The organism is Amphritea sp. GJ51-11, assembly GCF_055808735.1.
Window position 1 is genome coordinate 576,586 of record NZ_CM147881.1, and the last position, 21,454, is coordinate 598,039.

At 47.2% G+C, this 21,454-nt stretch carries 16 protein-coding genes, 1 tRNA gene and 1 pseudogene; 5 read left to right on the top strand and 13 right to left on the bottom strand.

What is annotated here, in order from left to right; translation table 11 throughout:
• Positions 1 to 1,461: 1,461 nt before the first annotated feature.
• Positions 1,462 to 1,538: transfer RNA gene (locus AC0L4K_RS02495), tRNA-Met, on the bottom strand.
• A 138-nt stretch (positions 1,539 to 1,676) separates the two neighbouring features.
• On the bottom strand, positions 1,677 to 2,858 hold the full coding sequence (locus AC0L4K_RS02500; RefSeq protein ID WP_417224832.1) for a magnesium transporter: 1,182 nt from the start codon (positions 2,856 to 2,858) through the stop codon (positions 1,677 to 1,679).
• Positions 2,859 to 3,259: 401 nt separating this feature from the next.
• Here AC0L4K_RS02500 and hpaD point away from each other — a divergent pair, with 401 nt between their 5' ends.
• The gene (gene hpaD, locus AC0L4K_RS02505) at positions 3,260 to 4,186 is read left to right on the top strand and encodes a 3,4-dihydroxyphenylacetate 2,3-dioxygenase (RefSeq protein ID WP_417224830.1); all 927 of its coding nucleotides are present in this window, start codon (positions 3,260 to 3,262) and stop codon (positions 4,184 to 4,186) included.
• A gap of 77 nt (positions 4,187 to 4,263) precedes the next feature.
• On the opposite strand, the gene AC0L4K_RS02510 is transcribed toward hpaD, so the two are convergent.
• Positions 4,264 to 4,725 carry a DUF3237 domain-containing protein gene (locus tag AC0L4K_RS02510; protein ID WP_473268074.1) on the bottom strand — a complete coding sequence of 154 codons (462 nt, stop codon included), beginning with the start codon at positions 4,723 to 4,725 and terminating at the stop codon, positions 4,264 to 4,266.
• A gap of 362 nt (positions 4,726 to 5,087) precedes the next feature.
• Between AC0L4K_RS02510 and AC0L4K_RS02515 the strand changes: the two genes are divergently transcribed.
• Entirely contained in the window at positions 5,088 to 6,101 is a 1,014-nt protein-coding gene (locus AC0L4K_RS02515; RefSeq protein WP_417224826.1) for a TRAP transporter substrate-binding protein, read from the top strand.
• Positions 6,102 to 6,275: 174 nt separating this feature from the next.
• Here AC0L4K_RS02515 and AC0L4K_RS02520 read toward each other — a convergent pair whose 3' ends face one another.
• Positions 6,276 to 7,253: a 2-dehydropantoate 2-reductase gene (locus AC0L4K_RS02520; RefSeq protein WP_473268075.1), complete on the bottom strand. Its 978-nt coding sequence runs from the start codon at positions 7,251 to 7,253 to the stop codon at positions 6,276 to 6,278.
• 19 nt (positions 7,254 to 7,272) lie between these two features.
• Positions 7,273 to 8,043 (bottom strand): class II aldolase/adducin family protein, encoded by a 771-nt coding sequence (locus AC0L4K_RS02525; RefSeq protein ID WP_417224822.1) that lies wholly within the window; start codon positions 8,041 to 8,043, stop codon positions 7,273 to 7,275.
• Positions 8,044 to 8,156: 113 nt separating this feature from the next.
• On the opposite strand from AC0L4K_RS02525, the gene AC0L4K_RS02530 reads away from it, so the two are divergent.
• Complete coding sequence (locus AC0L4K_RS02530; RefSeq protein WP_473268076.1) at positions 8,157 to 9,116, top strand: LysR family transcriptional regulator; 960 nt, start codon at positions 8,157 to 8,159, stop codon at positions 9,114 to 9,116.
• A gap of 165 nt (positions 9,117 to 9,281) precedes the next feature.
• Here the strand turns inward: AC0L4K_RS02530 and AC0L4K_RS02535 are convergent, their stop codons facing one another.
• The 5 genes from AC0L4K_RS02535 to AC0L4K_RS02555 form a co-directional block, all read right to left on the bottom strand.
• A complete protein-coding gene (locus tag AC0L4K_RS02535) occupies positions 9,282 to 10,271 on the bottom strand; it encodes a porin (protein WP_473268077.1) in 990 nt (329 codons plus the stop codon).
• Between the two features lie 241 nt (positions 10,272 to 10,512).
• Positions 10,513 to 11,274, bottom strand: coding sequence for a helix-turn-helix domain-containing protein (locus tag AC0L4K_RS02540; RefSeq protein ID WP_417224816.1), 762 nt, complete (start codon positions 11,272 to 11,274; stop codon positions 10,513 to 10,515).
• Between the two features lie 184 nt (positions 11,275 to 11,458).
• Positions 11,459 to 12,772: a sulfatase family protein gene (locus AC0L4K_RS02545; RefSeq protein WP_473268078.1), complete on the bottom strand. Its 1,314-nt coding sequence runs from the start codon at positions 12,770 to 12,772 to the stop codon at positions 11,459 to 11,461.
• Positions 12,772 to 14,715 (bottom strand): TRAP transporter permease, encoded by a 1,944-nt coding sequence (locus tag AC0L4K_RS02550; protein ID WP_417224813.1) that lies wholly within the window; start codon positions 14,713 to 14,715, stop codon positions 12,772 to 12,774. Before AC0L4K_RS02550 ends, AC0L4K_RS02545 begins: the two co-directional genes overlap by 1 nt.
• A 52-nt stretch (positions 14,716 to 14,767) precedes the next feature.
• The gene (locus tag AC0L4K_RS02555; protein ID WP_417224811.1) at positions 14,768 to 15,763 is read right to left on the bottom strand and encodes a TAXI family TRAP transporter solute-binding subunit; all 996 of its coding nucleotides are present in this window, start codon (positions 15,761 to 15,763) and stop codon (positions 14,768 to 14,770) included.
• 115 nt (positions 15,764 to 15,878) lie between these two features.
• Between AC0L4K_RS02555 and AC0L4K_RS02560 the strand changes: the two genes are divergently transcribed.
• Positions 15,879 to 16,802, top strand: a complete 924-nt coding sequence (locus AC0L4K_RS02560; protein ID WP_473268079.1) for a LysR family transcriptional regulator — start codon at positions 15,879 to 15,881, stop codon at positions 16,800 to 16,802.
• A 24-nt stretch (positions 16,803 to 16,826) separates the two neighbouring features.
• Here AC0L4K_RS02560 and AC0L4K_RS02565 read toward each other — a convergent pair whose 3' ends face one another.
• Positions 16,827 to 17,447 carry a TetR/AcrR family transcriptional regulator gene (locus tag AC0L4K_RS02565; RefSeq protein ID WP_417224807.1) on the bottom strand — a complete coding sequence of 207 codons (621 nt, stop codon included), beginning with the start codon at positions 17,445 to 17,447 and terminating at the stop codon, positions 16,827 to 16,829.
• Positions 17,448 to 17,597: 150 nt separating this feature from the next.
• Here AC0L4K_RS02565 and AC0L4K_RS02570 point away from each other — a divergent pair.
• Positions 17,598 to 19,624: pseudogene (locus AC0L4K_RS02570) on the top strand (2,4-dienoyl-CoA reductase FMN-binding domain-containing protein).
• A gap of 132 nt (positions 19,625 to 19,756) precedes the next feature.
• On the opposite strand, the gene msrA reads toward AC0L4K_RS02570, so the two are convergent.
• Positions 19,757 to 20,227 (bottom strand): peptide-methionine (S)-S-oxide reductase MsrA, encoded by a 471-nt coding sequence (gene msrA / locus AC0L4K_RS02575; RefSeq protein WP_473268080.1) that lies wholly within the window; start codon positions 20,225 to 20,227, stop codon positions 19,757 to 19,759.
• Positions 20,228 to 20,625: 398 nt separating this feature from the next.
• Positions 20,626 to 21,351 carry an SDR family oxidoreductase gene (locus tag AC0L4K_RS02580; protein ID WP_473268081.1) on the bottom strand — a complete coding sequence of 242 codons (726 nt, stop codon included), beginning with the start codon at positions 21,349 to 21,351 and terminating at the stop codon, positions 20,626 to 20,628.
• Positions 21,352 to 21,454: the final 103 nt, after the last annotated feature.

The window sequence follows — 21,454 nt, forward strand, 5'->3', positions numbered from 1 at the left end:
TATTTTACCGGGGATAAGCCGGTTGGTATTTTAGGCTCTAGTGTCACCCTTCTGAGGTGCACTTGAGCTAAACATTAGTCCGGGTTGTGGGGCAAGTCAACCAAGAAAATGATCTGTGATATGGCTAATATTTAAAATTAAAGTTGTAAAAAGCGATAGATGCAGGAAATTATCCTGTTTTGGTAATTTGAGATAACTCCCGGCTTTCGTTGAAATTCAACGGATATCGCTGATGATCAGCATTTTTAGCGCTTAGAAGTTTGTACTGAAGTTTTTTTGATTTTAGAGGATATTCATTTTTACAGAATCGCTGTTTTTATCGCGGTGTCATGCTGAGTTAACTACTTTATCAGGGTGCTTATTAAAGAATCGAATCGGAGGCGTTTCTTGTTTTATTTCAGGCTAAGCAAGCCGGTTCTCGATGAGCTTATTTTTCCGTTGTGGTAGCGGGCTAAGTTGGAACTGATGACCTTCCCAGGCGTTTATAAAGAGTCGAGCCCGACGCCTTTCTTACAATGATCGATGTATTCTCAAATTTCAGACGAAAAAAAAGCCAACCCTTCGGTTAGCCTGATCTTCCGTTGTGGTAGCGGGGGCTAAGTTGGAACTGACGACCTTCCCAGGCGTTTATAAAGAGCCGAGCCCGACGCCTTTCTTACAATGATCGATGTATTCTCAAATTTCAGGCACAAAAAAAGGCATATCTTTCGATACACCTTTAATTATTACGTTGGTAGCGGGGGCTAAGTTTGAACTGATGACCTTCCCGAGTGTTTATAGAGGGTCGAGCCCGACGCCTTTCTTACAATGATCGATGCATTCTCAAATTTCAGACGAAAAAAAGCCAACCTTTCGATTAGCCTGATTTTTCGTTGTGGTAGCGGGGGCTAAGTTGGAACTGACGACCTTCCCAGGCGTTTATAAAGAGCCGAGCTCGACGCCTTTCTTACAATGATCGATGTATTCTCAAATTTCAGGCACAAAAAAAGGCATATCTTTCGATACACCTTTAATTATTACGTTGGTAGCGGGGGCCAGATTTGAACTGACGACCTTCCCGAGCGTTTATAAAGAGTCGAGCCCGACGCTTTTCTTACAATGATCGATGTATTCTCAAATTTCAGGCACAAAAAAAGGCATATCTTTCGATACACCTTTAATTATTACGTTGGTAGCGGGGGCTAAGTTGGAACAGATGACCTTCCCGAGCGTTTATAAAGAGTCGAGCCCGACGCTTTTCTTACAATGATCGATGCATTCTCAAATTTCAGACGAAAAAAAAGCCAACCCTTCGGTTAGCCTAATCTTCCGTTGTGGTAGCGGGGGCTAAGTTGGAACTGACGACCTTCCCGAGTGTTTATAAAGAGCCGAGCCCGACGCCTTTCTTACAATGATCGATGTATTCTCAAATTCCAGGCACAAAAAAAGGCATATCTTTCGATACACCTTTAATTATTACGTTGGTAGCGGGGGCCAGATTTGAACTGACGACCTTCGGGTTATGAGCCCGACGAGCTACCAGGCTGCTCCACCCCGCATCAACGTGGGGCGTATAATACAGAGCACCCACCCCCTTGGCAAATGTTTTAGCTAAATTTATTCAATAATCTTAATAAATAGATTTGGTCTCGCCAAAATCGGTCGGCAAGAGGATAGGCAACACTATCGGCACACGGCTACATTAACAGATTGGTTGCCAGTAATAGCATAAGCCCCATCCCCAGCACATCGGTGAAGGTGGTGAGAAAAATACTACTAGCCATGGCGGGGTCGGCGCCCCATTTCCTTAAGGTCAGCGGTACCAGTACGCCAAAAATACCACTGCCGATACAGGCACCTATCATTGCGATAAGAATAACTAAGGCAAGGGTTGCTGGGTCGCCAGTGTTGCTCAGGGTGGCGTAGACCCACATGGCTAAAGCGGCAACTAAACCCACGAAGAAGCCATTCATCGCGCCGAGAATGACTTCTTTTCTTAATATTTTAGTCAGAGGCATGTCGCGAAGCTCACCCAATGTCATACCTCGTAAAGTGATCGCTAGGGCTTGGCAGCCGGTGTTACCACTTTGGCCTGCCAGCACGGGTAAAAAAACCGCGAGGACAACGATACGCGCGATGGTGTCTTCAAACATTCCGACAACAAAGGCCGCAGCAAAGGCGGTTAGAAGGTTGATTTGTAACCAAGGGTGGCGCATCCGAAAGGCTTTAAGGATGGGGGTTGATATGCGCTCCTCTTTATCTACACCGACCATTGCACCCGCTTGGGCACTGATCTCGGTGGCGACATATTCAAATAATCGCCAGCCATAGATGAGCCCTAGCAATACCCCTTTTTCATCGGTGACGGGGTAGAGGCGGTGTCGTCTGGCCAGAGCGGCGTTCACCGCTTCTGGCATGCGCACCTCTGGGGTGAAACGAAACGGTTGTGGTGTCATGATCTGCTCTAGTGTTTGCCCTGGACTAGCGAGCAGTAGATCGCGCATGGCCAACACGCCAAGCAGTATATTGCTGTCGTCGGTGACATAGAGGTAAGTGATGGTGATCGATGGTGGCATTTTTACAATATAAGCGAGGGCGCTGGCAACAGTATCATCCGGCGATAAAATGCCAAAGGGCTCGACCATTAAGGGGGCGATGGTGCCGTCGATACCTTCAAGAGGTTCCGTGGGGTTGTTCTCCGTTGGCGTATGGTCGGCGAGGTGGGCCGCTATATCGAGCGCGCAGTCATTGGGAAGCTGATTGAGTGTATGACGAATCTCATCGGGTGTTTCCTGAGCCAATAAAGACGCAGCTAATGCTGGATCCATCTCGGTTAATGCCGTAGGGCCTGCAGGTGTTGCGGAGTGTTCGGTATTCATTCAAGCGATCCTTTAGCCGTTAATGCCAGCGCCGGCTTAATATTCTTGATCTTACCGTGATGGAGTTGTTGTCTGAACCATAGTTCAGGCAGCGGGGATGCGCCATTAATGATGGTTCATAGAATGATATGGGTGATGCCTCTCTGGGGGTATGAAGAGAGGCTTTCTTTACGGCGAAGGTTAGAACGCGGTGAGTAAAGAATAGACAATTGAGATATTTATACTTGTGAAAATAGGGTAATATTAGTTAAGATGTTAATTATAACTGAGCTAGGTATCCAACCGCCGCTAATGGCTGGTGGAATCGCTCGAATGAAAGCAGCCTATACTGGTAGGTCGAATCGATAACGGTTTGATGGGTTCAGGAATCGCCTGCAGCAATAAAATAAGAGGATAGTGAGATGGGCAAACTGGCGCTCGTAGCTAAGATTACACATGTTCCAAGTATGTATCTGTCTGAGCTAGACGGTCCGCAGAAAGGTACTCGTCAATCGGCCATTGATGGTCATATCGAAATCGGTAAGCGCTGTCGAGAACTCGGGGTTGATACCATTGTCGTATTTGATACCCACTGGTTAGTGAATGCTAACTACCACATCAATTGTGGACCTCATTTTAAAGGTAATTATACCAGTGGTGAACTGCCGCACTTTATCTCTAATATGGAGTATGAGTACGATGGTAATCCTGAGTTAGGCAAGATATTGGCAGAAGAATGTAACCTGCAGGGTGTTGAAACTCTGGCTCATGATGCGACCTCTCTAGCGCCTGAGTATGGCACATTGGTACCTATGCGTTATATGAACGAAGACCGTCACTTTAAAGTGATTTCGGTATCGGCGCTGTGTACTGTTCATTATCTCAATGACTCAGCTCGTCTCGGTTGGGCGATGCGTGAAGCGATTGAAAAGCATTACGATGGTACGGTGGCTATTTTTGCCAGTGGCTCTCTTTCACACCGCTTTGCTCAGAATGGTCAGGCGCCCGAGTTTGCCAATAAAATCTGGAGTCCGTTCCTCGAGACGCTGGATAAAGAAGTGGTTGAAATGTGGCAGCGGGGTGATTGGAAAACCTTCTGCGAGATGCTGCCTGAATATGCCGCTAAAGGTCATGGTGAAGGCTTTATGCATGATACCGCAATGATGCTGGGCGCATTGGGGTGGTCTGATTATGAAGGTAAGTCTGAGATCCTGACACCGTATTTTGGTAGTTCAGGTACTGGTCAGATTAACTGTGTCTTCCCTGTGACGGAGCAGGATGGTTCTGCCGTGCCAGGCCCTCAGGCATCGGTAACAGGTAAGTTTGAGCCGGGTTCCAGCCGTTTGTAAAGTGTTGATTGAGAAGGCTTAACGCTTTTTCTTTCCCTCTGAAAAAGGCTCGCACATGCGAGCCTTTTTTGTGGTTTTTATAACACTTCAAAGAAGTGCATTTCGACGAGATCGGGCCTGCGAATGCCGGTGCCGATAAACATCCGTTCACAGATCCATTTTAAGGAGGGGGAGTCGGTTTCAAATGTTGGGCTGCATCTAAAATAGATTTCTGAAGGATCAACCGGCTCCCCTTTGATCAAGCGCGCCGTTATTTCCGGTTCTGCTACGCGAATCGCACGGTTGTGCACATAGATACGCTCACCGCTGTTTAACTCTAAGACGTAATGGGCATCGAGGTTCGCCATGCGAGGAGTGAGGATGAGCTGATAGTCGGCCCCGCCTGAGAGTACTTTGCCGGACCACCCATGACCTTCCACAGTACCTCCCGTAATAGGAATGACCCGTCGTTGCCCATGTTGAGCATGGCCAATTTCTTGAGGAGTATCGACCTTCACCTTTAATTCGGCAAAATGTTTTAGCGTCGGTACTGTATGCATAATAGCGGTTTCCTTGGTAGGTTGATGATGTTGAGTGTTTCGTATATCGATAACTTTTGAAAGTAATAATGACCATGTTTTGCCTATAGGAAAAATATTGAGGGGGCCTACATTACTTTGTATTCTTATGTATAGTCTTTTTGTTAATATGTTAATTAGTATGTATTGTTTAGAATGTCAACAAATCATAGAATGTATCGCATTCGCGGTGATGATAATGATACTTGGCCCGAAAAATATGAGAGTCGATTCTGGTTGTTATCAAGCAGAAGTCTAAACAGCTACATTTATGGAAAGATCCCAATGTGAGTTTTGTGACGGCGGGGTTTGCTCAACGTGTAATCAATCAGGAAACTGAAAAAATGAAAAAAATAACAAAGTTGCTAGCAACCGCCGGTGTTTGTGCTGGCATGTTTATGTCTTTCAATGCTGCGGCGGTGACGACGCTTAAAGTGGGTACTTGGTTGCCTCCAACCGCTCCCCAAAACGCCGTTGTTTGGCCTACTTGGGCGAAGTGGGTTGAAGAAGCCACTGAAGGACGTGTGAAAGTCGAACTGGAATATGGCCTAGGCCATCCTAAGTCGATGTTTGACTTGGTAGAAGATCAGGTAATCGATGCGAGCTTTACCGTTAACGGTTATGTCCCGGGTCGTTTTGCATTGGGTAATATTGCTGAGCTACCTGGCGAGAGCCCTGATGCTGAAAAAGCGTCCGTTGCATTATGGAAGGTACAGCAAAAGTATTTTAATGCGGCCAACGAATATGATGGTCTGAAGCTGTTGGGCTTGTTTGTACATGGTCCAGGTCAGCTGCATACCACTTTCCCCGTGAACTCCCTCGCGGATCTAAAAGATAAGAAAATGCGCATTGGCGGCGGTGTCGTTAATGAAGTAGGGGATATATTAGAAGTGACTCAGGTTGGCGCGCCAGCACCTAAGATCTACGAGATGATGCAGCAAGGTGTTGTTGAAGGTGTTTTCTTACCGGTGCTTGATCTGAAATATCTGCGTGTGGCTGAGGTATCAAAATACCTGACCGCTTTCCCTGATGGAATGTATACCACAACCTTTAGTTTCTTTATGAATCCGGATTCCTTCGATGCATTGAGTGAGAAAGATCAGCAAGCGTTGATGAGTGTTTCTGGTGAGAAACTATCCCGTTTAGCAGGTAAAAGCTGGGGGGATGCTGATCTTGACGGCTATGCTGCCGCAGAAGAAAACGGCATTAAGGTTAATAAGCTGAGCGCAACAGATCCAATGGTTCTTGAATTTGAAGCGAAAACAGCCGGTATGGCAGATGAGTGGGTTGAACGTGCGAATGCTAAGCATGTTGACGGTAAAGCGGCTCTGGAAATGTACCGTTCACTGGCTAAATAACAGCCGGTAAAACGTATCGATCGTTTTTACCGAGGGGTTGGCGGTTATCTCTTTTATTGAGGTAACTGCCAGCCCTTTTTTTGTGCCGGGAACCCTCTTATCCGCGTTTGCAAAAGCGGGTTATTCGGCAGAGCGTTGTTAATGTAATCGTGAGTAGAAGAGGGAGTGGCGTGATTAGTTTGAATTGCTGGCTTGATGCTTATCGAGTTGTCTGATTAAACCGTAGAGCGCGGCAATATAAGGCGTTTGTTTACCGAGTTTCTCTGCTATCTCATAGACAACACCTATGAGGGCTTGATATTCCAGTGGTCGACCGGCTTCGACATCCTGTAGCATTGATGTTTTAAAGGCACCGAGCTTGCGGGTTGCGGCATTTCTTTCTTCGGGTGTTTGTTCAACGACGCAGCCTAATGCGTTACCTATCTCTAAGGCTTCGGTCATCGCTTTACAGCAAAACTGATTAAGCAGTGGGTCGTCGAGGATGCAGTCGGCGGTCGCGCGCGTTAACGCCGATATCGGATTCATGGTCATATTACCGAGTAGTTTGAACCAGATATCCTGTTGAATCTGCGGCGATATAGTTATCTCAAAGCCGGCTTGTTGAAGTAGTTCTGCGACCTGGTTGGTCGTTGGGGATATGCCGTATGGCTCACCAATAATAAGGTGGTTGCCCATATTGAGGCGAATCACACCCGGTGATATAGCGGCTGCGGCGACATGAATAACACAGCCGATCACCTGGTGACTGGGGATAACGTGGCGTAGATTGCCCTGTGGATCGACTGTTTTGAGAGTCTTATCAGCGGGGGCCTGAGTTAGGCCATCGAAGAACCACCAAGGCACGCCATTCATTGCCAGCAGTACGCGTGTGTGTTCGCCAATGAGTGGGCTGATACCTTGGATAATTTGATTGAGTGCCGGTTGTTTAACCGCAATGATAATGAGATCTTGGATGCCGAGTTCATCCGGCTGTGACACCGCCGTCACCGGATAGAAACGGGTATTATCATGCTCAGAAAGGCCCACGCCATGTTGCTGTAAGGCTTGCAGTGTGGCCCCCCGGGCAATGACTGATACGTTAGCGTTAGCCGCACTGAGTCGTGCTGCTATGAGTCCACCGATTGCACCTGCGCCGTATACGCATACTTTCATAGAGGGGGCCTGTACTCGATTAACGTTTGAATGAAGGGTCCTGTTTTTCAACGAGTCGCTTCATGGCGGCGAATACATCTTCGCCAGCACCAAATTTAGGGTCAAAATTGAGAGAATCCGCAGTGCATTTCTTCACAATTGCTTCAGGAATCTCTCGGACTTTGCCCATTGCCATTGACGCACATTGTACCTCACACGCACGGTTGACCAACCACATGAGTGAAAATGCTTGAGCTAAGCTTGCACCAATGACGACAGGTCCGTGATTACGCAGCATCAGGACGGGTTTATCGCCGGCACTGGCAAGAATGCGCTCACCTTCATCGAGGTGTACGGTGATGCCTTCAAATTCATGATAAGCCACTTTATTGTAAAGTTGTGCCGAGTAAAAGTTGCTATAGGAGAGGCCGTCTTCTAAGCAGCAAACCGCCAGTGTAGCTGTTGTGTGTACGTGCATGACGCAGTGGCCGTCGGCAACTTTGTCATGGATTTGGCTATGGAAGGTAAAGCCTGCTGGATTGATTGGCCAGTCAGAATGGTCAACGATGGTGCCATTCACATCGACTTTAACTAAGTTCGAGGCGGTAACTTCACTGTAGTGCAGCCCAAATGGATTGATTAGAAAGTGTCCTTCCTCACCGGGAACGCGCAACGAAATATGGTTGTAGATCGATTCGTCCCACTTCATATACGCAAAAATACGATACATCGCCGCTAAGTCAATACGAGCATTCCACTCGGCTTCGCTGAATCTTGATGGGCGTTCATAATAACGGTTAGATAAAGACATAGGCTTTCCTCACATTTATGCTGTGTGCTTGTTGGTTAATATATTAATCAAAACTGGCGCAATAAAAAGAATAATAAATATTGGTCGGTTCAATATTTTTCTTATATGCTGGCATGATGAATACCAAACAATTGATCTATTTCCTGAAAACCGCTGAGTTATGCAGTATAGCTGCAGCGGCTCGTGAGCTTGATATTGCTCAGCCGAGTATCAGTCTACAGCTAGAAAATCTGGAGCATGAGCTGGGCACCTCGTTGTTTGATCGGGACTATCGCGGGGTGCGGCTAACCGAAAGTGGTCAGCTCTTTAAAGCTCATGCGCAGTCCATTATGCGTCAGGTTGATCAGGCCAAGCTAGATATCCGTCAGTCGGAGCAGGAGCCTGCGGGTCGGTTAGTTTTGGGAATGACTCAGCCGATTGGTAATGTGGTGTCTGTGCCGCTGCTGAAGCTGGTTGAGCAGCGTTACCCAAAAATAGAGCTGGATCTTTTTGCCGGGCTGTCTTATAGCTTGTCTTCGCAGCTATTGAGTGGCGAGATTGATCTGGCAATCTCATCACCGGATGGTAGCGATACGAAACAGCTTACCCGCGAGCAATTATTTAAAGAGAAACTGTATTTGGCGATGGGTGATACGCCGCAAGTTAGTTCGCAGAAACCGTTACGCCAGCGCAGCTGTATATCGTTTGCCGAATTGGCAAAGCATGAAGTGATTGTTACCGGGCGGCAAGATTCGTTGGGCTATGTGTTGCGCCAGTATGAGCAGCAGGTGGGAGTTAAGGTACGGCATCGACCCGGTTTTGGGCAGTTGATGACGACACTGCGATATGTATCCGATGGCTACGGTATGTTATTGAGCCCATCCTCCTCTTTTTATCACTTAGAGGAAACGGGGCAAATTCATGCGCTTGAAATTATCGAGCCGGGTATGGAACGTGATGTTTATATCACCACCGCCGCCAACCGGCCTCGCACTTCGTTAATGCGCGCTGTTATTCCACTGATTTACGAGGTGGTGCAACAAGAGCAGCAAGCGGGTCGTTGGCGAGGGGAGTTTATTCCTGAGGTCGGCTAAGTTGAGAGGGTGGCAAGGGATGAGTTCACAGTTGATCGCGTTAAGCGAGAGAGGTCTATTTCGTTCAGGGAATAAAAAGCCACCGGTCAAGAGTGGACAGGTGGCAATGTTCAGCTGACTTTAGAAACGAAGGGGGCTTCTAATGTCAGCTAGTCCTTTATTTCATTAGAATTGAATATTGATACCCGCCGCGACATTGTCAGGGGAAGTATCATAGTCTGCGGCTTCAACCCAAGCGGATACGTGCTGACTAAACGATTTCTTTACCTGTAATACAACGCCATTATTATCATTTGTATTGATATCGGAATCCTTATTTACGTAGCCTGCGGCAAGAGATAGGCCCCCATCCAAATGATAACGGCCTACAACACCGTAAGCGTCGAAATCTCCAGCTGAGCCGAAGGTGTCTTGATTTGATTCATAGGTAGCACCGATGCTGATATGGTCAAAATCATAGCCGGCGGTTAAGGCGTAGCGGGTATAATCTTCATTGCTACCCCCTAGGGCTTGATTCGCTTGGACAACACCGAAGCCAATATTGAGTTTTTTATCGTCATACAGCGCCCGCACCGCGAGCACATCGGAATCGACTCCATTCGCTTCTGGAATCGAAATCGATGAGAAGGTCACTTTGATATTATTAACGGCGGGTGTTATGTAGGCTATCACATCCTGAGCTTCTGCCGCTTGGTTAAAAATGGGCATGCCGGAAGGTGCGACACTGCCTGAGTGGGTTTCGTTATATTCAAAGATATTGATGTTGCTGTATAGGTCTCTAAGTTGACCACTGGCTGTACGGGGTGCAATGACAAAGGTGCCATATGCGGTGGGAATGATAACTTTGGCATCTTTGATGTGAATATCAGCTTCACCTTCAGTACCGCCAGTGTCCTTGCTATTGATCGCATCAGAAATATCAGCATTGATCATGTAAATCATTTTGAAGCTATCGAGTTTAACAAGCCCTTTGATACCGAGCTCGAGTTCGAAGGCTTCTGGATCGAAATCTTTATCCTCAACAGCAACAGCACCTAAACTAGAGAATAGGGTTAGTTTAGGCATTGGGAATTCAGGCTCGGAGGCTTGAGCATGACTGGCTAGAGTAATGGCAAGGGAAAGCGAAGCAATAGAGATTGTAAGTGTTTGTTTCATTATTATAATATTCCAGTTTTTTATTTATTGTCTTTGTAATTAATATATTAAATAAATATGGAATATATGTTTTTTATATTTCACTAGATGAAATGCAAGCGGAGTTTTTTACAGTTGATTGCTTTGAGTATGGTATGTGTTTGTGAATGTGTTAATGAAATATGATTAGTTATTTGTTGGTTCAACTCTAAAGATTCTTTTAAGTTGGATGGGCGGGGTGCTATCTTAAAAATACTGTTAATTATAATAATGCTTCTATCTCATTAATCGTGTTTTTTATTTTTATAATGATTGTATTATCTACGTGTTGTTGGTCGATAGATTGTGCTTCCCAAGAGAGTAAGATAACACCGATTATGACATTGAGTTTCGTTACCGGGAACACAATGGACACTCTACTCGAACGGTCTGAGCTGACATCAGAGGTGATTGGCTTCTGATATAGATATGTTTGTGTCTTGATTAATTCAATTTTTTGCTTAAGCCAGAGAGGATCACGGTCGAGTAGAAGCGCTTCTCTGCCTCCTTGTGACCTTATCTCCTGTAGTAATGACGCGCGTGCGGCTTGCGGTAGAAATGCAAAATAGGTTAACCCCGCTTCAGAGGTTAGCATGGGCAGTGTCGTTTCATGGGAATAAGAATCTGTTAATGGCTGAGTAGCAGGCTGTGTCGAGCTAATAAGGCTCATACGGTTTGCTTGCGGAGCCCAGAGCTCGACGGTTGCCGCTAATTCTGAACAGAGTCGATTGATTATAGGCGTTGCAGCAACCGACAGCTTTAAATGGCGTGCATTTTGGTTGATGCAGTTGGAAAAAATATAGCCACCCATTTCGTCCGAGCGTTTAACCCAGCCAACATCGATTAAGGTTTTAAGAATTCGTAGTAGCGTCGCTTTATTAATTTGGGTGGAGTGGTGAAGTTCCGCCAAAGTTATGGGGTTATGTCTAATGATTTCTTCAAGAACAAACATACCACGGGCAAGCGCATTGATAGATTTACTCATTGTGTTAGCCTGAATATTGTCTATAGGGCATCTGCAGGTAATAAACCTGTCATTGAACTGGTTTAAAAAGCTGGCCCTAGACCTTCTTGCATAGAAGGTTGAAAGGCCAGAAAGTATCGCCAGGATAAAGCAAATGGCAGTGCTGAATGGTTAGCTTCAGATCTGCCGAATATTATTTATAATGTTAGCGCTGCGGCATATCGGCGGTGTTATATACCAGGCTGACGGTTGCATCGCTTGGAATAGCCGGCATCGTTTCATTCCACATTAGCCATTGATGTCGCATCTCCTCCAGTTTTTCAGGATAAACCTTTTTCAGATTTGCCCGTTCTCTTGCATCATTAGTGATATTAAAGAGATATTCATGTTCATCGACTTTTAAATATTTAAATTCACCGACGCGTAGTGCGCGCTGGTCTCGATGATTCATGCGCCAGTAGAGGGGTCTTTCAAATAGTTCAATGTCGCCGGTAATAACGGGTAGCAGCGAAACACCATCAACGGGATAGCTGGGATCAAACTCTCCTTGGCCGATTTCCAGTAGGGTGCGTGACCAGTCCATTGTCATGCAATGTTGCATGCTCGTAGTACCCTTTTCGATACCCTTGGGCCAGCGCGCGATCCAAGGAACTCGAATGCCGCCTTCGGTAAGATCCATTTTGCCGCCGACCAAAGGCCAGTTATCGGAGAAGCGCTCACCGCCATTGTCGCTGGTAAAGACAATAATTGTATCTTCAGTCAGGCCATGTTGCTCTAAGGTATCCATGATCTTGCCGATACCTTCATCCATGTGGTGAATCATCTTGCGATAGGTGTGAATATTACCGCCTTCTAGGTGATAGAGAGTAGAGATCTCTTTTGACAATTCTTCATCATCTCTGCTTTCCCAAGGCCAGTGGGGCGCTGTGTAATGAACACTCAAAAAGAATGGTTTTTGTTCGTCATCTATTGCACGTCGGTTAATAAAATCGACCGAGTGTTCTGAAATAAGATCAGTGAGATAGCCGATCTCTCGATGTTCTTCTTCATTTATCCATAGATCGTGATCACCATAACCACTCTTGTGGCTAAAGTAGTCTGCAGCACCCGCCATAATGCCAAAGAATTCATCATAGCCAGACGCCCGAGGTCCGAAATGAGGAGGGTATCCTAGATGCCATTTACCCATGAGGCCGGTGTAATAACCTGCTTTTTTCAGCTGTCCTGGTAATGTTGGGATATTGGGGGGTAAGCCAAGTACGTCGCTACCCTTGGATTTAGTGTTGATGGGCTCTTCCAAAGCACCACGTAAGCGGTACTGGTAAGCCATGCTCATTAGGGCGAAGCGGGTAGGTGAGCACACCGGTGAGTTGGCATATCCATCAAGAAATAGCATGCCCTCTTCAGCTAGCTTATCAATATTTGGCGATACCTGACCGAATTGAGCTTCTCGGCCACCATAACAACCCAGATCGGCATAGCCCAGATCATCGGCCACAATGTAGATAATATTTGTCATTAGACAGCTCCTTTTGTACGGGGCAGAAATTTAAGGTCTTTACGCTGGTGCCAGAACCAAAGAATAAGCGCGAGACTTATACCTACTTGATCCCAAATAACACCTGGGGCGAATAACATAATGGCTGCCGCTAATCGGGCAGCAATTTCGTAATAACGGAGTTTGTGAATATGAAACCCACTCAGTGCTGTGGCCGTCAGCATGATGCCAACAATTAACTTAAGCAGCAGCCAGCACCATGTCAGCAAGTCAAACTCCACACCGGCTGCGCCGACAGTCAATAACATCGGATTGAAGGCAAAGGTGAATGGAATAATGAAAATCATGATACCGACTCTAGATGCTTGTACTGATGTCCCTATTGGGCCGCCCCCGGAGATACTTGCTGCGGCAAAAGCGGCAATAGCAACGGGTGGTGTGATGGCTGATGCAATGGCGATAAAGAAGACAAACATGTGGGCGGTTAGGGGAGCTAGTCCTAGTTGTTCCATGGCAGGAATAGCAATGGTTGCAACCGTGACATAGGCAGGCAATGTCGGCATACCCATACCTAATACAATGCAGCAGAAAGCCGCGAGTAAAAGTGAAATAAGCAGCGAGTCGGTGACGAGACTTGTCAAAAGAATACCGAATTTCACCGGTACACCGGTTGCTGAAAGTGCCGATATAACGATACTGACAGCAGCGATGGCCATCAATAATCCTGCAAAGGTTTTACCCCCGTCACAAAGGCTCTGAAGTAGTATGGCGGGTTTAGTCCGAACGGCTGGGTTAATTAGGCTCAGCGGTAGCAGTAATGCGAGTGCTGAAATAGATGCGCCGGAAGGCGAGAGCCCATATATCAGTAGCGAAACAATCAGACCGATAGGTAAGAAGATGAGTAACAAGTTGAGATAATCTTGCCGTACGGGTTGATCGACACCGGCAATCTCGTCATTGGCTTTAATACCTAGGCGGCGAGACTCAAATACGATCATGGCAAACAGACTGCCATAATAAGCAATAGCCGGAACCAGTACTGCGATAATTACCGTGAGGTAGCTGACACCGACAAAGTCTGCCATGACCAGTGCCGCAGCACCCATAATGGGAGGCATAATCTGTCCGCCGGTAGAGGCAGCCGCTTCCACAGCACCGGCAAAATTAGGTGAAAAACCCCGTTTAGTGATCATCGGGATGGTGACAACCCCGGTCCCCACCACATTACCAACGGCACTACCAGAGACGGTGCCAAATAAGCCTGAAGAGAGTACAGCGGCATGTGCAGGGCCTCCCGCAGTACGTTTCATCAATGAAAAGGCAATGCGGATCATTGAGTTGCCGGCACCGACACTCTCGAGCATCGAGCCGAGGATAATAAAGGGAAATACGGTGGTAATCACAATGCTAAAAGTACTACCTAAAATGCCTGAGTCGAGGCTGTAGAGTAAGTTTTGTGCCAACGTTTCAGCGATGCCGGTGTTGATCGTTTGTAGAGGGCCAGGCCACCAGTGACCCGTCGCCATATAAAGAATGCCGAAGATTCCTAGCAGCGCGACGGGGGCTCCCCATAAGCGCCAGCAATAGAAGAGAGCACCACCAGCCGCGATTAAAGCGATCCACATCTGTTCATTATCAAACAGAAACATACCGTCATCGAGCATGATGCTGATGTTGTAAAAAGAGAGGCATGAGCCTATTAAGCCAATAGCGAGGACAACGCTCGTTAATGCGATCCAAGCATTAGTCTTTCCATCACGATATTGTTTAACAATGCCTAAGGTGACGACCAATATACAAAGGCCGAAGAATGTTGCCCTGAAGAAAATCATCGGGAAGGGACCCAAGCGAAAATCCCCAATGGCGGGCATGATGTTGGCAAGACCGTATAACGTCACAATAAGACAGAGAACGGAACTCATCCAAAATAATGGATCAAAGGATGGCTTTGATGAGGGATGCATAGATAACTCCGTAAGCAGGCGGGAGCCTGCTTATATGGCGGTAATTAAATGATTATTGAATGAGCAGCTTGGGAGGAATGGTTATACCCGCTTCTCTGTAATAGCGAATAGCGCCTGGATGAAGTGGTGCATTAACCCCGGCAAAATAGTCGGTGTCTGAAAGCTGTGAAAGCATCGCGTTGTTTTTGGCGACCTCTTCACGGTGTTCAAAGTAAGTCTTTGTTAATTTGTAGGCGATCTCTTCAGAGAAGTCTTTATGTGCTGTCATCATCATAAGTGTTTGCCAGCTTATGACGGGTGATTTATTAACTTGCCCAGGGTAAGTGTTAGGAGGAATCACAACCACTTGCAAGCCCAAACTCTCATCCGGAACCTGACTCACATCGGCTAAACTGAGTAAGCGAATGTCGTGAGACAGGCTTAGTTCGGCAAGTGTTTGTGAGCCAATGCTTGTATTGGCTACGTAAAGGTCGAATTGACCATCTTGGAAGCTTTGTGTGGCCGCTCCCCATGGCGCTTTAACCGGATCATATGTGCCCTCGACAAGGCCGCCTTTGGCGCCTAGGGCTATGACTTGAGCATTAGCAGCACCAGCAGGGGGGCCTATATAGACTCGCTTACCTGCCGCGTCAGGCCAATTTTTAATATTGTCATCGGCCCAGGAGATTGCATGATAGGTGCCACCCGGTATGCCGAACAGCGAGCGAACATTGGCGGCCAAAGCGCTAGCTTTGTCTCCCATCTGCTTATAGGGACCTGAATTTTTTGTCATTGCGTTATATGAGAGGGGTGGAGCGACTGCCAGATCCAGTTTGCCTGCGGCGACTTTAAGCAGTGATTTAGTCAGTGTCTGGTTTAGCGATAATTGCAGCTCAATATCATTATTGGCCCAGTAGCCCGCCATCGCTTGTGGAATCATTCCAAGCAAACTATTGGGGCTCGCAGATTCCATTGAAACTTGCTCTGCTTGTGAGGTGGTAGCGGCCATAGAGCCGATCAATGTTGCAGCACATAGGCTGTTACGTAGCCATTTAGTGGAGTTAGACATAGAAGTTACCGAGTTATTGTTGTTTTAAATTTCGTAGATAGGTTACGGTAGGTTGAATGCGTAGTAAAATGATTATTTGTTGCTCCAATCAATCAAAAATGAATATCTGAAGCCTATGAATCCTAAGCACCTCTCTTATCTTGCAACTATTATTGATAAGGGCTCTATCACCGCCGCATCAGATGCGTTGCGGGTGGCCCAGCCAACATTGACCCGAGCAATGGCAACCCTAGAAATGCAGGCGGGCACACCGCTATTATTGAGAAGTCGTTACGGTGTAAAAAGCACGCCTTTTGGTGAAGTATTGGCAAGGGAAGGGCGATCGATTATTCAAAGTTTACAGTTGGCGCAGGAGCAGGTGGCACATCAGAAACTGGGGGTTAAATCTGAATTTAGAATAGCAACCGGGCCATTATTAGGGCTTGGTGTCATGCCGGATATTCTTGAGCGCCTGACTCAGGCGCATCCGACTTCAGCTTGTACTGTTACCTGCGGTTCACCGGCCATTACATTACCGCAAATGTCTGAAGGCCGCTTTGATATTATGTTGGCCCCCACAACTGATGATCGTTTTATTCAAGGCGTTCAACGTCGGTTGGTGATGGAAGATCATATTGGGATCTTCTGCGATAAGAGCCACCCACTGGCGCAAAAGAAAATCGTTAAAATTGAGGACCTAGAGGCGTCTGACTGGCTCAGCCTTGGTTTAACTACTACCTTTGAAAATCAGGTATTAGAGTTGTTGATGACGGCTGGTTTAAAGGAAATTAGGACAAAAATAGCCTTTGGTAATGATGCCGCTATTTTGGCGACTATGTTGTCACGTGGTCGTTATTTGGCGGTATTACCACGTATTCCTATGGCTGCTTTGCCTGCGTCACTTGGTGATTTTGTCGAGTTAGAACTGGATCTGACAATTAAAGTGAAGCGTTATCTTTACCTATGGGTTAGGGGGGATGTATTGGATAGCCCAATTTTTCTCACCTTCGAAGAGGCTATGGCAGACTTTGTTAGTATGATAGAAGCAAAATCAGCTTGAGGACGTTGTTTTTTAGCTGAGCGATTAAGGTTTTGTTAGCATCATCGCAATTGCGCTATCGACCATTTCATCCAGTTGGCTTTGTTCAGTATAAATACCATCATTTAACAGCCGGCAAAGCCCGTGCAATGTTGCCCAACAGACTTGTGCGGTTCTTAACGGTGAGTCGCTTAAACGAATAACATCTTGTTCACAAAGGCGTTCAATCCAGTTTAACCAGCTCTTGAAGTGTTGGCGGGATATGATTTGCAGGGCTTCGGTGGGTGAGCCATGTCGCCAGATCTCCCGGCCAAACATCAGATCGTACTGCTCCCGGTGCTGATAGGCGCGTTTGATATAGTGGTGAAAATATTCGGTAAAAATGAGTTTTAATGGCTCGTTTTTCTCTCGGATTCTGACCTCTTCTAGCAGTTTTTCGACATTCTTAAACCCCTGTTCGGCAATGGCACACAATAGGGCGTTTTTATCTTTGAAGTGATGATAGGGCGCGGTGCGGGAAACACCGACGCGGTCGGCTAGTTTGCGCATTGATAGGCTTTCACTACCGCCCTCGGCGATCATATCGGTCGCGGCTTGCAACAGTGTTTGGTACAAATCACCATGATGATAATTGCGTGTGGTTGCTGAGGTATTGGTCGTTTTCATCAAGGCAATTTATCAACCAATCTTGACAGTGTCAAAATATCGCTTTATCTTGACACTGTCCAGTTCATTGTAAGCGACTTTTTTGCTGTGTCTTTAACAGCCTGTGTTGGTCGTATGATCAGAAAATAAGAATATTGAGGAACCCATAACATGAGCCATACCAGCCAGAATTTTCCACATCTGTTAGCCCCGTTAGACTTGGGCTTTACCACCCTGAAGAACCGGGTGCTGATGGGCTCAATGCATATTGGCTTAGAAGAGAAGCCTGGTGGATTTGAGCGGATGGCTGCATTTTATGCCGAGCGCGTTCGAGGCGGTGTGGGCCTGATTGTGACGGGCGGTATTGCGCCTAACCAAGAAGGTGGTGTGGTGGCTGGTGGCGCTGTCATGGCGACTGAACAGGATGTTGAAAATCACCGTATTGTGACCGATGCGGTACATGCCGATGGCGGCAAAATCTGTATGCAAATTCTGCATACGGGACGTTATGCCTATAATCCGAAATTGATCGCACCCTCGGCGATAAAAGCGCCGATTAATCCATTCCCCCCCATGAAGTGACGGTGGATGAGATTGAACAGCAGATAGAGGATTTTGTTCGCTGTGCAGGGCTGGCTCAACAGGCGGGCTACGATGGCGTTGAGGTGATGGGCTCCGAAGGCTATTTTATTAATCAGTTTATCGCTCGGCGGACTAACCAGCGAGAGGATGACTGGGGTGGTGAATATGATAACCGGATTCGTTTTGCCGTAGAGGTCGTTAAACGCGTACGACAGCGGGTTGGCACGAATTTTATTATTATCTACCGTCTATCCATGTTAGATCTGGTGGAAGGGGGTAGTAGCTTTGATGAGGTCGTTACCCTCGGTAAGGCGATCGAGCAAGCAGGGGCAACCATTATCAATTCCGGGATTGGTTGGCATGAAGCGCGTATTCCCACCATCGCGACGAAAGTACCTCGAGCGGCCTTTACTTGGGCGACCGCTAAAGTGCGGCAGGCATTATCGGTGCCGGTGATCGCTTCCAACCGAATTAATATGCCGGAAGTTGCCGAGCAGGTATTAGCCCGTGGCGATGCGGATATGGTATCGATGGCACGGCCATTTTTAGCAGATCCGGAGTTTGTCCGTAAAGCAGCAGAAGGACGCAGTGATGAGATCAACACCTGTATTGGCTGTAATCAGGCCTGCCTAGATCATATTTTTGTTGGCAAACTGACCAGCTGTCTGGTAAATCCTCGGGCTTGTCATGAAACAGAGCTTATTATCACGCCGGCCGAACAGGTGAAAAAGTTGGCCGTGATTGGCGCAGGTCCGGCAGGTTTAGCATTTGCGACCACGGCGGCTCAGCGAGGTCATGAGGTTACTTTGTTTGATGCGGCCGACGAGATCGGTGGGCAGTTTAATATTGCCCGAAAAATTCCGGGTAAAGAGGAGTTTAACGAGACGCTGCGTTACTATCGCCGCCGCATAGAGCTGGATGGGGTTAATTTAAAACTCTCCCACAGGGTGAGTGTTGATGAGCTGCAGCAGAGTGATTTCGACGAAGTGATTATTGCGACGGGTATTGTGCCTCGAGTGCCTGCGATTGAAGGAATCGACCATCCGAAAGTGATGGGGTATCTGGATCTTATTCGCGGTGCGAAGGTGGGCCAATCGGTTGCAGTGATTGGTGCCGGTGGTATCGGTTTTGATATCAGCGAATATCTGACTCATCAAGGGCCGTCCACTAGTCAGGATATTTCCGCCTTTATGCGTGATTGGGGTATTGATATGACCATGTCCTCCCGTGGCGGTGTTGAAGGGGTTACTCCCGCACCCGAGCCTGCGGCTCGGCAGGTCTACCTGTTACAACGCAAAGCCTCGAAAGTCGGCGGTGGTTTGGGTAAAACAACCGGTTGGGCGCATCGTTTAGGTTTGCAGAAGCGCCACGTAGAGATGCTTGCTGGGTGTGAGTACCAGCGCATCGATGATGAGGGTCTACACCTGAGTATTAATGGTGAAGAGCGGTTGCTAACGGTGGATAATATTATCCTCTGTGCTGGGCAGGAGCCGTTGCGAGTGCTAACGGAGGGACTGACTAAGCCGTATCATCTGATTGGTGGGGCTGACTTGGCGACCGAGTTGGATGCTAAGCGAGCCATTGATCAAGGAACACGTCTAGCGGTGCAGTTGTAAGCCCTGCTGTGTTTTAATTCATAGGGCTGCGTTGCTAGCCACTAAACTAAAAAAGCCGTCGATATCACTATCGACGGCTTTTTTGTTGGCTTTCATGTTTGCATGGGGTTTGCCCAGCAAAAGTGTTAATACTTAGATAGCGCAACCGCCGTGGCCATTCTTGGCATTATATTGTTGATGATATTCCTCCGCCCGCCAAAACTCAGCGGCTGGTGTGATCTCTGTCACGATGGGGTTGCCGAAGATGCCGCTCTTATCTAGCACGACCTTACTTTGTTCCGCCATGATACGTTGCTGATCATTATGGTAAAAAATTTCTGAACGGTACTGATCGCCGATATCAGGGCCCTGACGGTTAAGGGTGGTTGGATCATGCATCTGCCAGAATATATCCAACAGGGTGTCATAACTGACGGCCTGTTCATCAAATTCAAGCTGCACCACTTCGGCATGGCCGGTGGTTTTGTTGCAGATTTCTTCATAGGTGGGATTTTGTGTATGTCCACCCATGTAGCCTACAGCGGTTGAGGTAACTCCGGGTGTGTTGGTAAAACGTGCTTCAACTCCCCAAAAGCATCCTGCTGCAAATGTTGCGGTTGGCATACTGTGACTCCTGTGAAAAAACCAATATCTAAGTGGATATTAGACGTTTTTTGACTGTTTTGGATCACTTTTTTCATATATTTATCGATGTTTCGGTGAGATGGCTTTTTCGTTAATGGTTGATGTCCTGTCATCTGTGTTGCTCGATGATGATGGTGACGTAGGCGGGTCGTGCGTTGAAGCTGGCTATGGGGCGGTGTATCAAGGATTGAGTCGGTCTGTGCGGGGTTGTTATGTGATCATGATTTTGCCCATTACTGGAGTAGTAATCCTACTTAACTGAGCTTTTCCTTTAGTCAGCACTTTGATCTTTGTCTCTTAATATTGAATAGATTGGTTTGAGGCCCCTATCTGTGCAGGGGCTTTTTATCCGTGTAAAAAGATGAGGGATGTGTGAATTACGCTTGTTGACGGGTTGCCGTGATCAGTACATCGCGGATGTTTATATGTTGTGGCTGCGAATACATAAACATAGCCGTACGAGCGATATCATCAGCGGCTAGTATTCCGCCCATCGATTCTTTCCAAGCCTCATAGTTATCAATAATCTCCTGCGAGGTGGTGTGACTCAGTAGTTCGGTCTCTACTGCACCTGGGCAGATCGTCATGATACGGACGTTGTGATCGGCAACCTCTTCACGCACGTTCTCACTGATGGCGGAAACAGCGAACTTACTGCCCACATACGCGGCATGATTCGGGAATGATTTTTTACCGGCAATCGAACTGATATTGATGATCGTACCGCTGCGGCGGGCTTTCATATCACTGAGTACCGCCTGCATGCTGTTCAGCACGGCGAGAACATTCACCTCATACATTCTCTGCCATTCGATTGGGTCTTGAGTATCGACTTGACCCAGCAGCATTACGCCGGCGTTATTGATCAGGCAATCGACAGGGCCATGTATCCCCTCTGCTTCTTGGATGGCAGTGCGAAGCGTATCAGCATCGGTAACATCGACCTGACGGCATAGGGTATTAGGCAGCTGTAGCGCTTGCAGCTTATCAATACGACGGGCGACGAGCAGTAATGGGTGTCCGGCGGCCGAAAATTGTTGTGCCATGGCTGCGCCAATGCCAGAGCTAGCGCCGGTGATTACGATAAGTGGTTGAGTCATCATTTTATCTCGGGAGTTAAATACCAAAAGGTATTGAAGTGAATCGATGTTGCAGATAATAGACCTCTGTATTAGGGTGATAAATATCCTCAATCTGAAATAATTG

Bases quoted from the DNA above. Each gene is read 5' to 3' on its own strand.
- AC0L4K_RS02535 (WP_473268077.1), bottom strand. From the start codon at position 10,271: ATGAAACAAACACTTACAATCTCTATTGCTTCGCTTTCCCTTGCCATT.
- AC0L4K_RS02565 (WP_417224807.1), bottom strand. From the start codon at position 17,447: ATGAAAACGACCAATACCTCAGCAACCACACGCAATTATCATCATGGT.
- msrA (WP_473268080.1), bottom strand. From the start codon at position 20,227: ATGCCAACCGCAACATTTGCAGCAGGATGCTTTTGGGGAGTTGAAGCA.
- AC0L4K_RS02525 (WP_417224822.1), bottom strand. From the start codon at position 8,043: ATGTCTTTATCTAACCGTTATTATGAACGCCCATCAAGATTCAGCGAA.
- AC0L4K_RS02580 (WP_473268081.1), bottom strand. From the start codon at position 21,351: ATGATGACTCAACCACTTATCGTAATCACCGGCGCTAGCTCTGGCATT.
- AC0L4K_RS02540 (WP_417224816.1), bottom strand. From the start codon at position 11,274: ATGAGTAAATCTATCAATGCGCTTGCCCGTGGTATGTTTGTTCTTGAA.
- AC0L4K_RS02500 (WP_417224832.1), bottom strand. From the start codon at position 2,858: ATGAATACCGAACACTCCGCAACACCTGCAGGCCCTACGGCATTAACC.
- AC0L4K_RS02560 (WP_473268079.1), top strand. From the start codon at position 15,879: ATGAATCCTAAGCACCTCTCTTATCTTGCAACTATTATTGATAAGGGC.
- AC0L4K_RS02510 (WP_473268074.1), bottom strand. From the start codon at position 4,725: ATGCATACAGTACCGACGCTAAAACATTTTGCCGAATTAAAGGTGAAG.
- hpaD (WP_417224830.1), top strand. From the start codon at position 3,260: ATGGGCAAACTGGCGCTCGTAGCTAAGATTACACATGTTCCAAGTATG.
- AC0L4K_RS02520 (WP_473268075.1), bottom strand. From the start codon at position 7,253: ATGAAAGTATGCGTATACGGCGCAGGTGCAATCGGTGGACTCATAGCA.
- AC0L4K_RS02555 (WP_417224811.1), bottom strand. From the start codon at position 15,763: ATGTCTAACTCCACTAAATGGCTACGTAACAGCCTATGTGCTGCAACA.
- AC0L4K_RS02530 (WP_473268076.1), top strand. From the start codon at position 8,157: ATGATGAATACCAAACAATTGATCTATTTCCTGAAAACCGCTGAGTTA.
- AC0L4K_RS02515 (WP_417224826.1), top strand. From the start codon at position 5,088: ATGAAAAAAATAACAAAGTTGCTAGCAACCGCCGGTGTTTGTGCTGGC.
- AC0L4K_RS02550 (WP_417224813.1), bottom strand. From the start codon at position 14,715: ATGCATCCCTCATCAAAGCCATCCTTTGATCCATTATTTTGGATGAGT.
- AC0L4K_RS02545 (WP_473268078.1), bottom strand. From the start codon at position 12,772: ATGACAAATATTATCTACATTGTGGCCGATGATCTGGGCTATGCCGAT.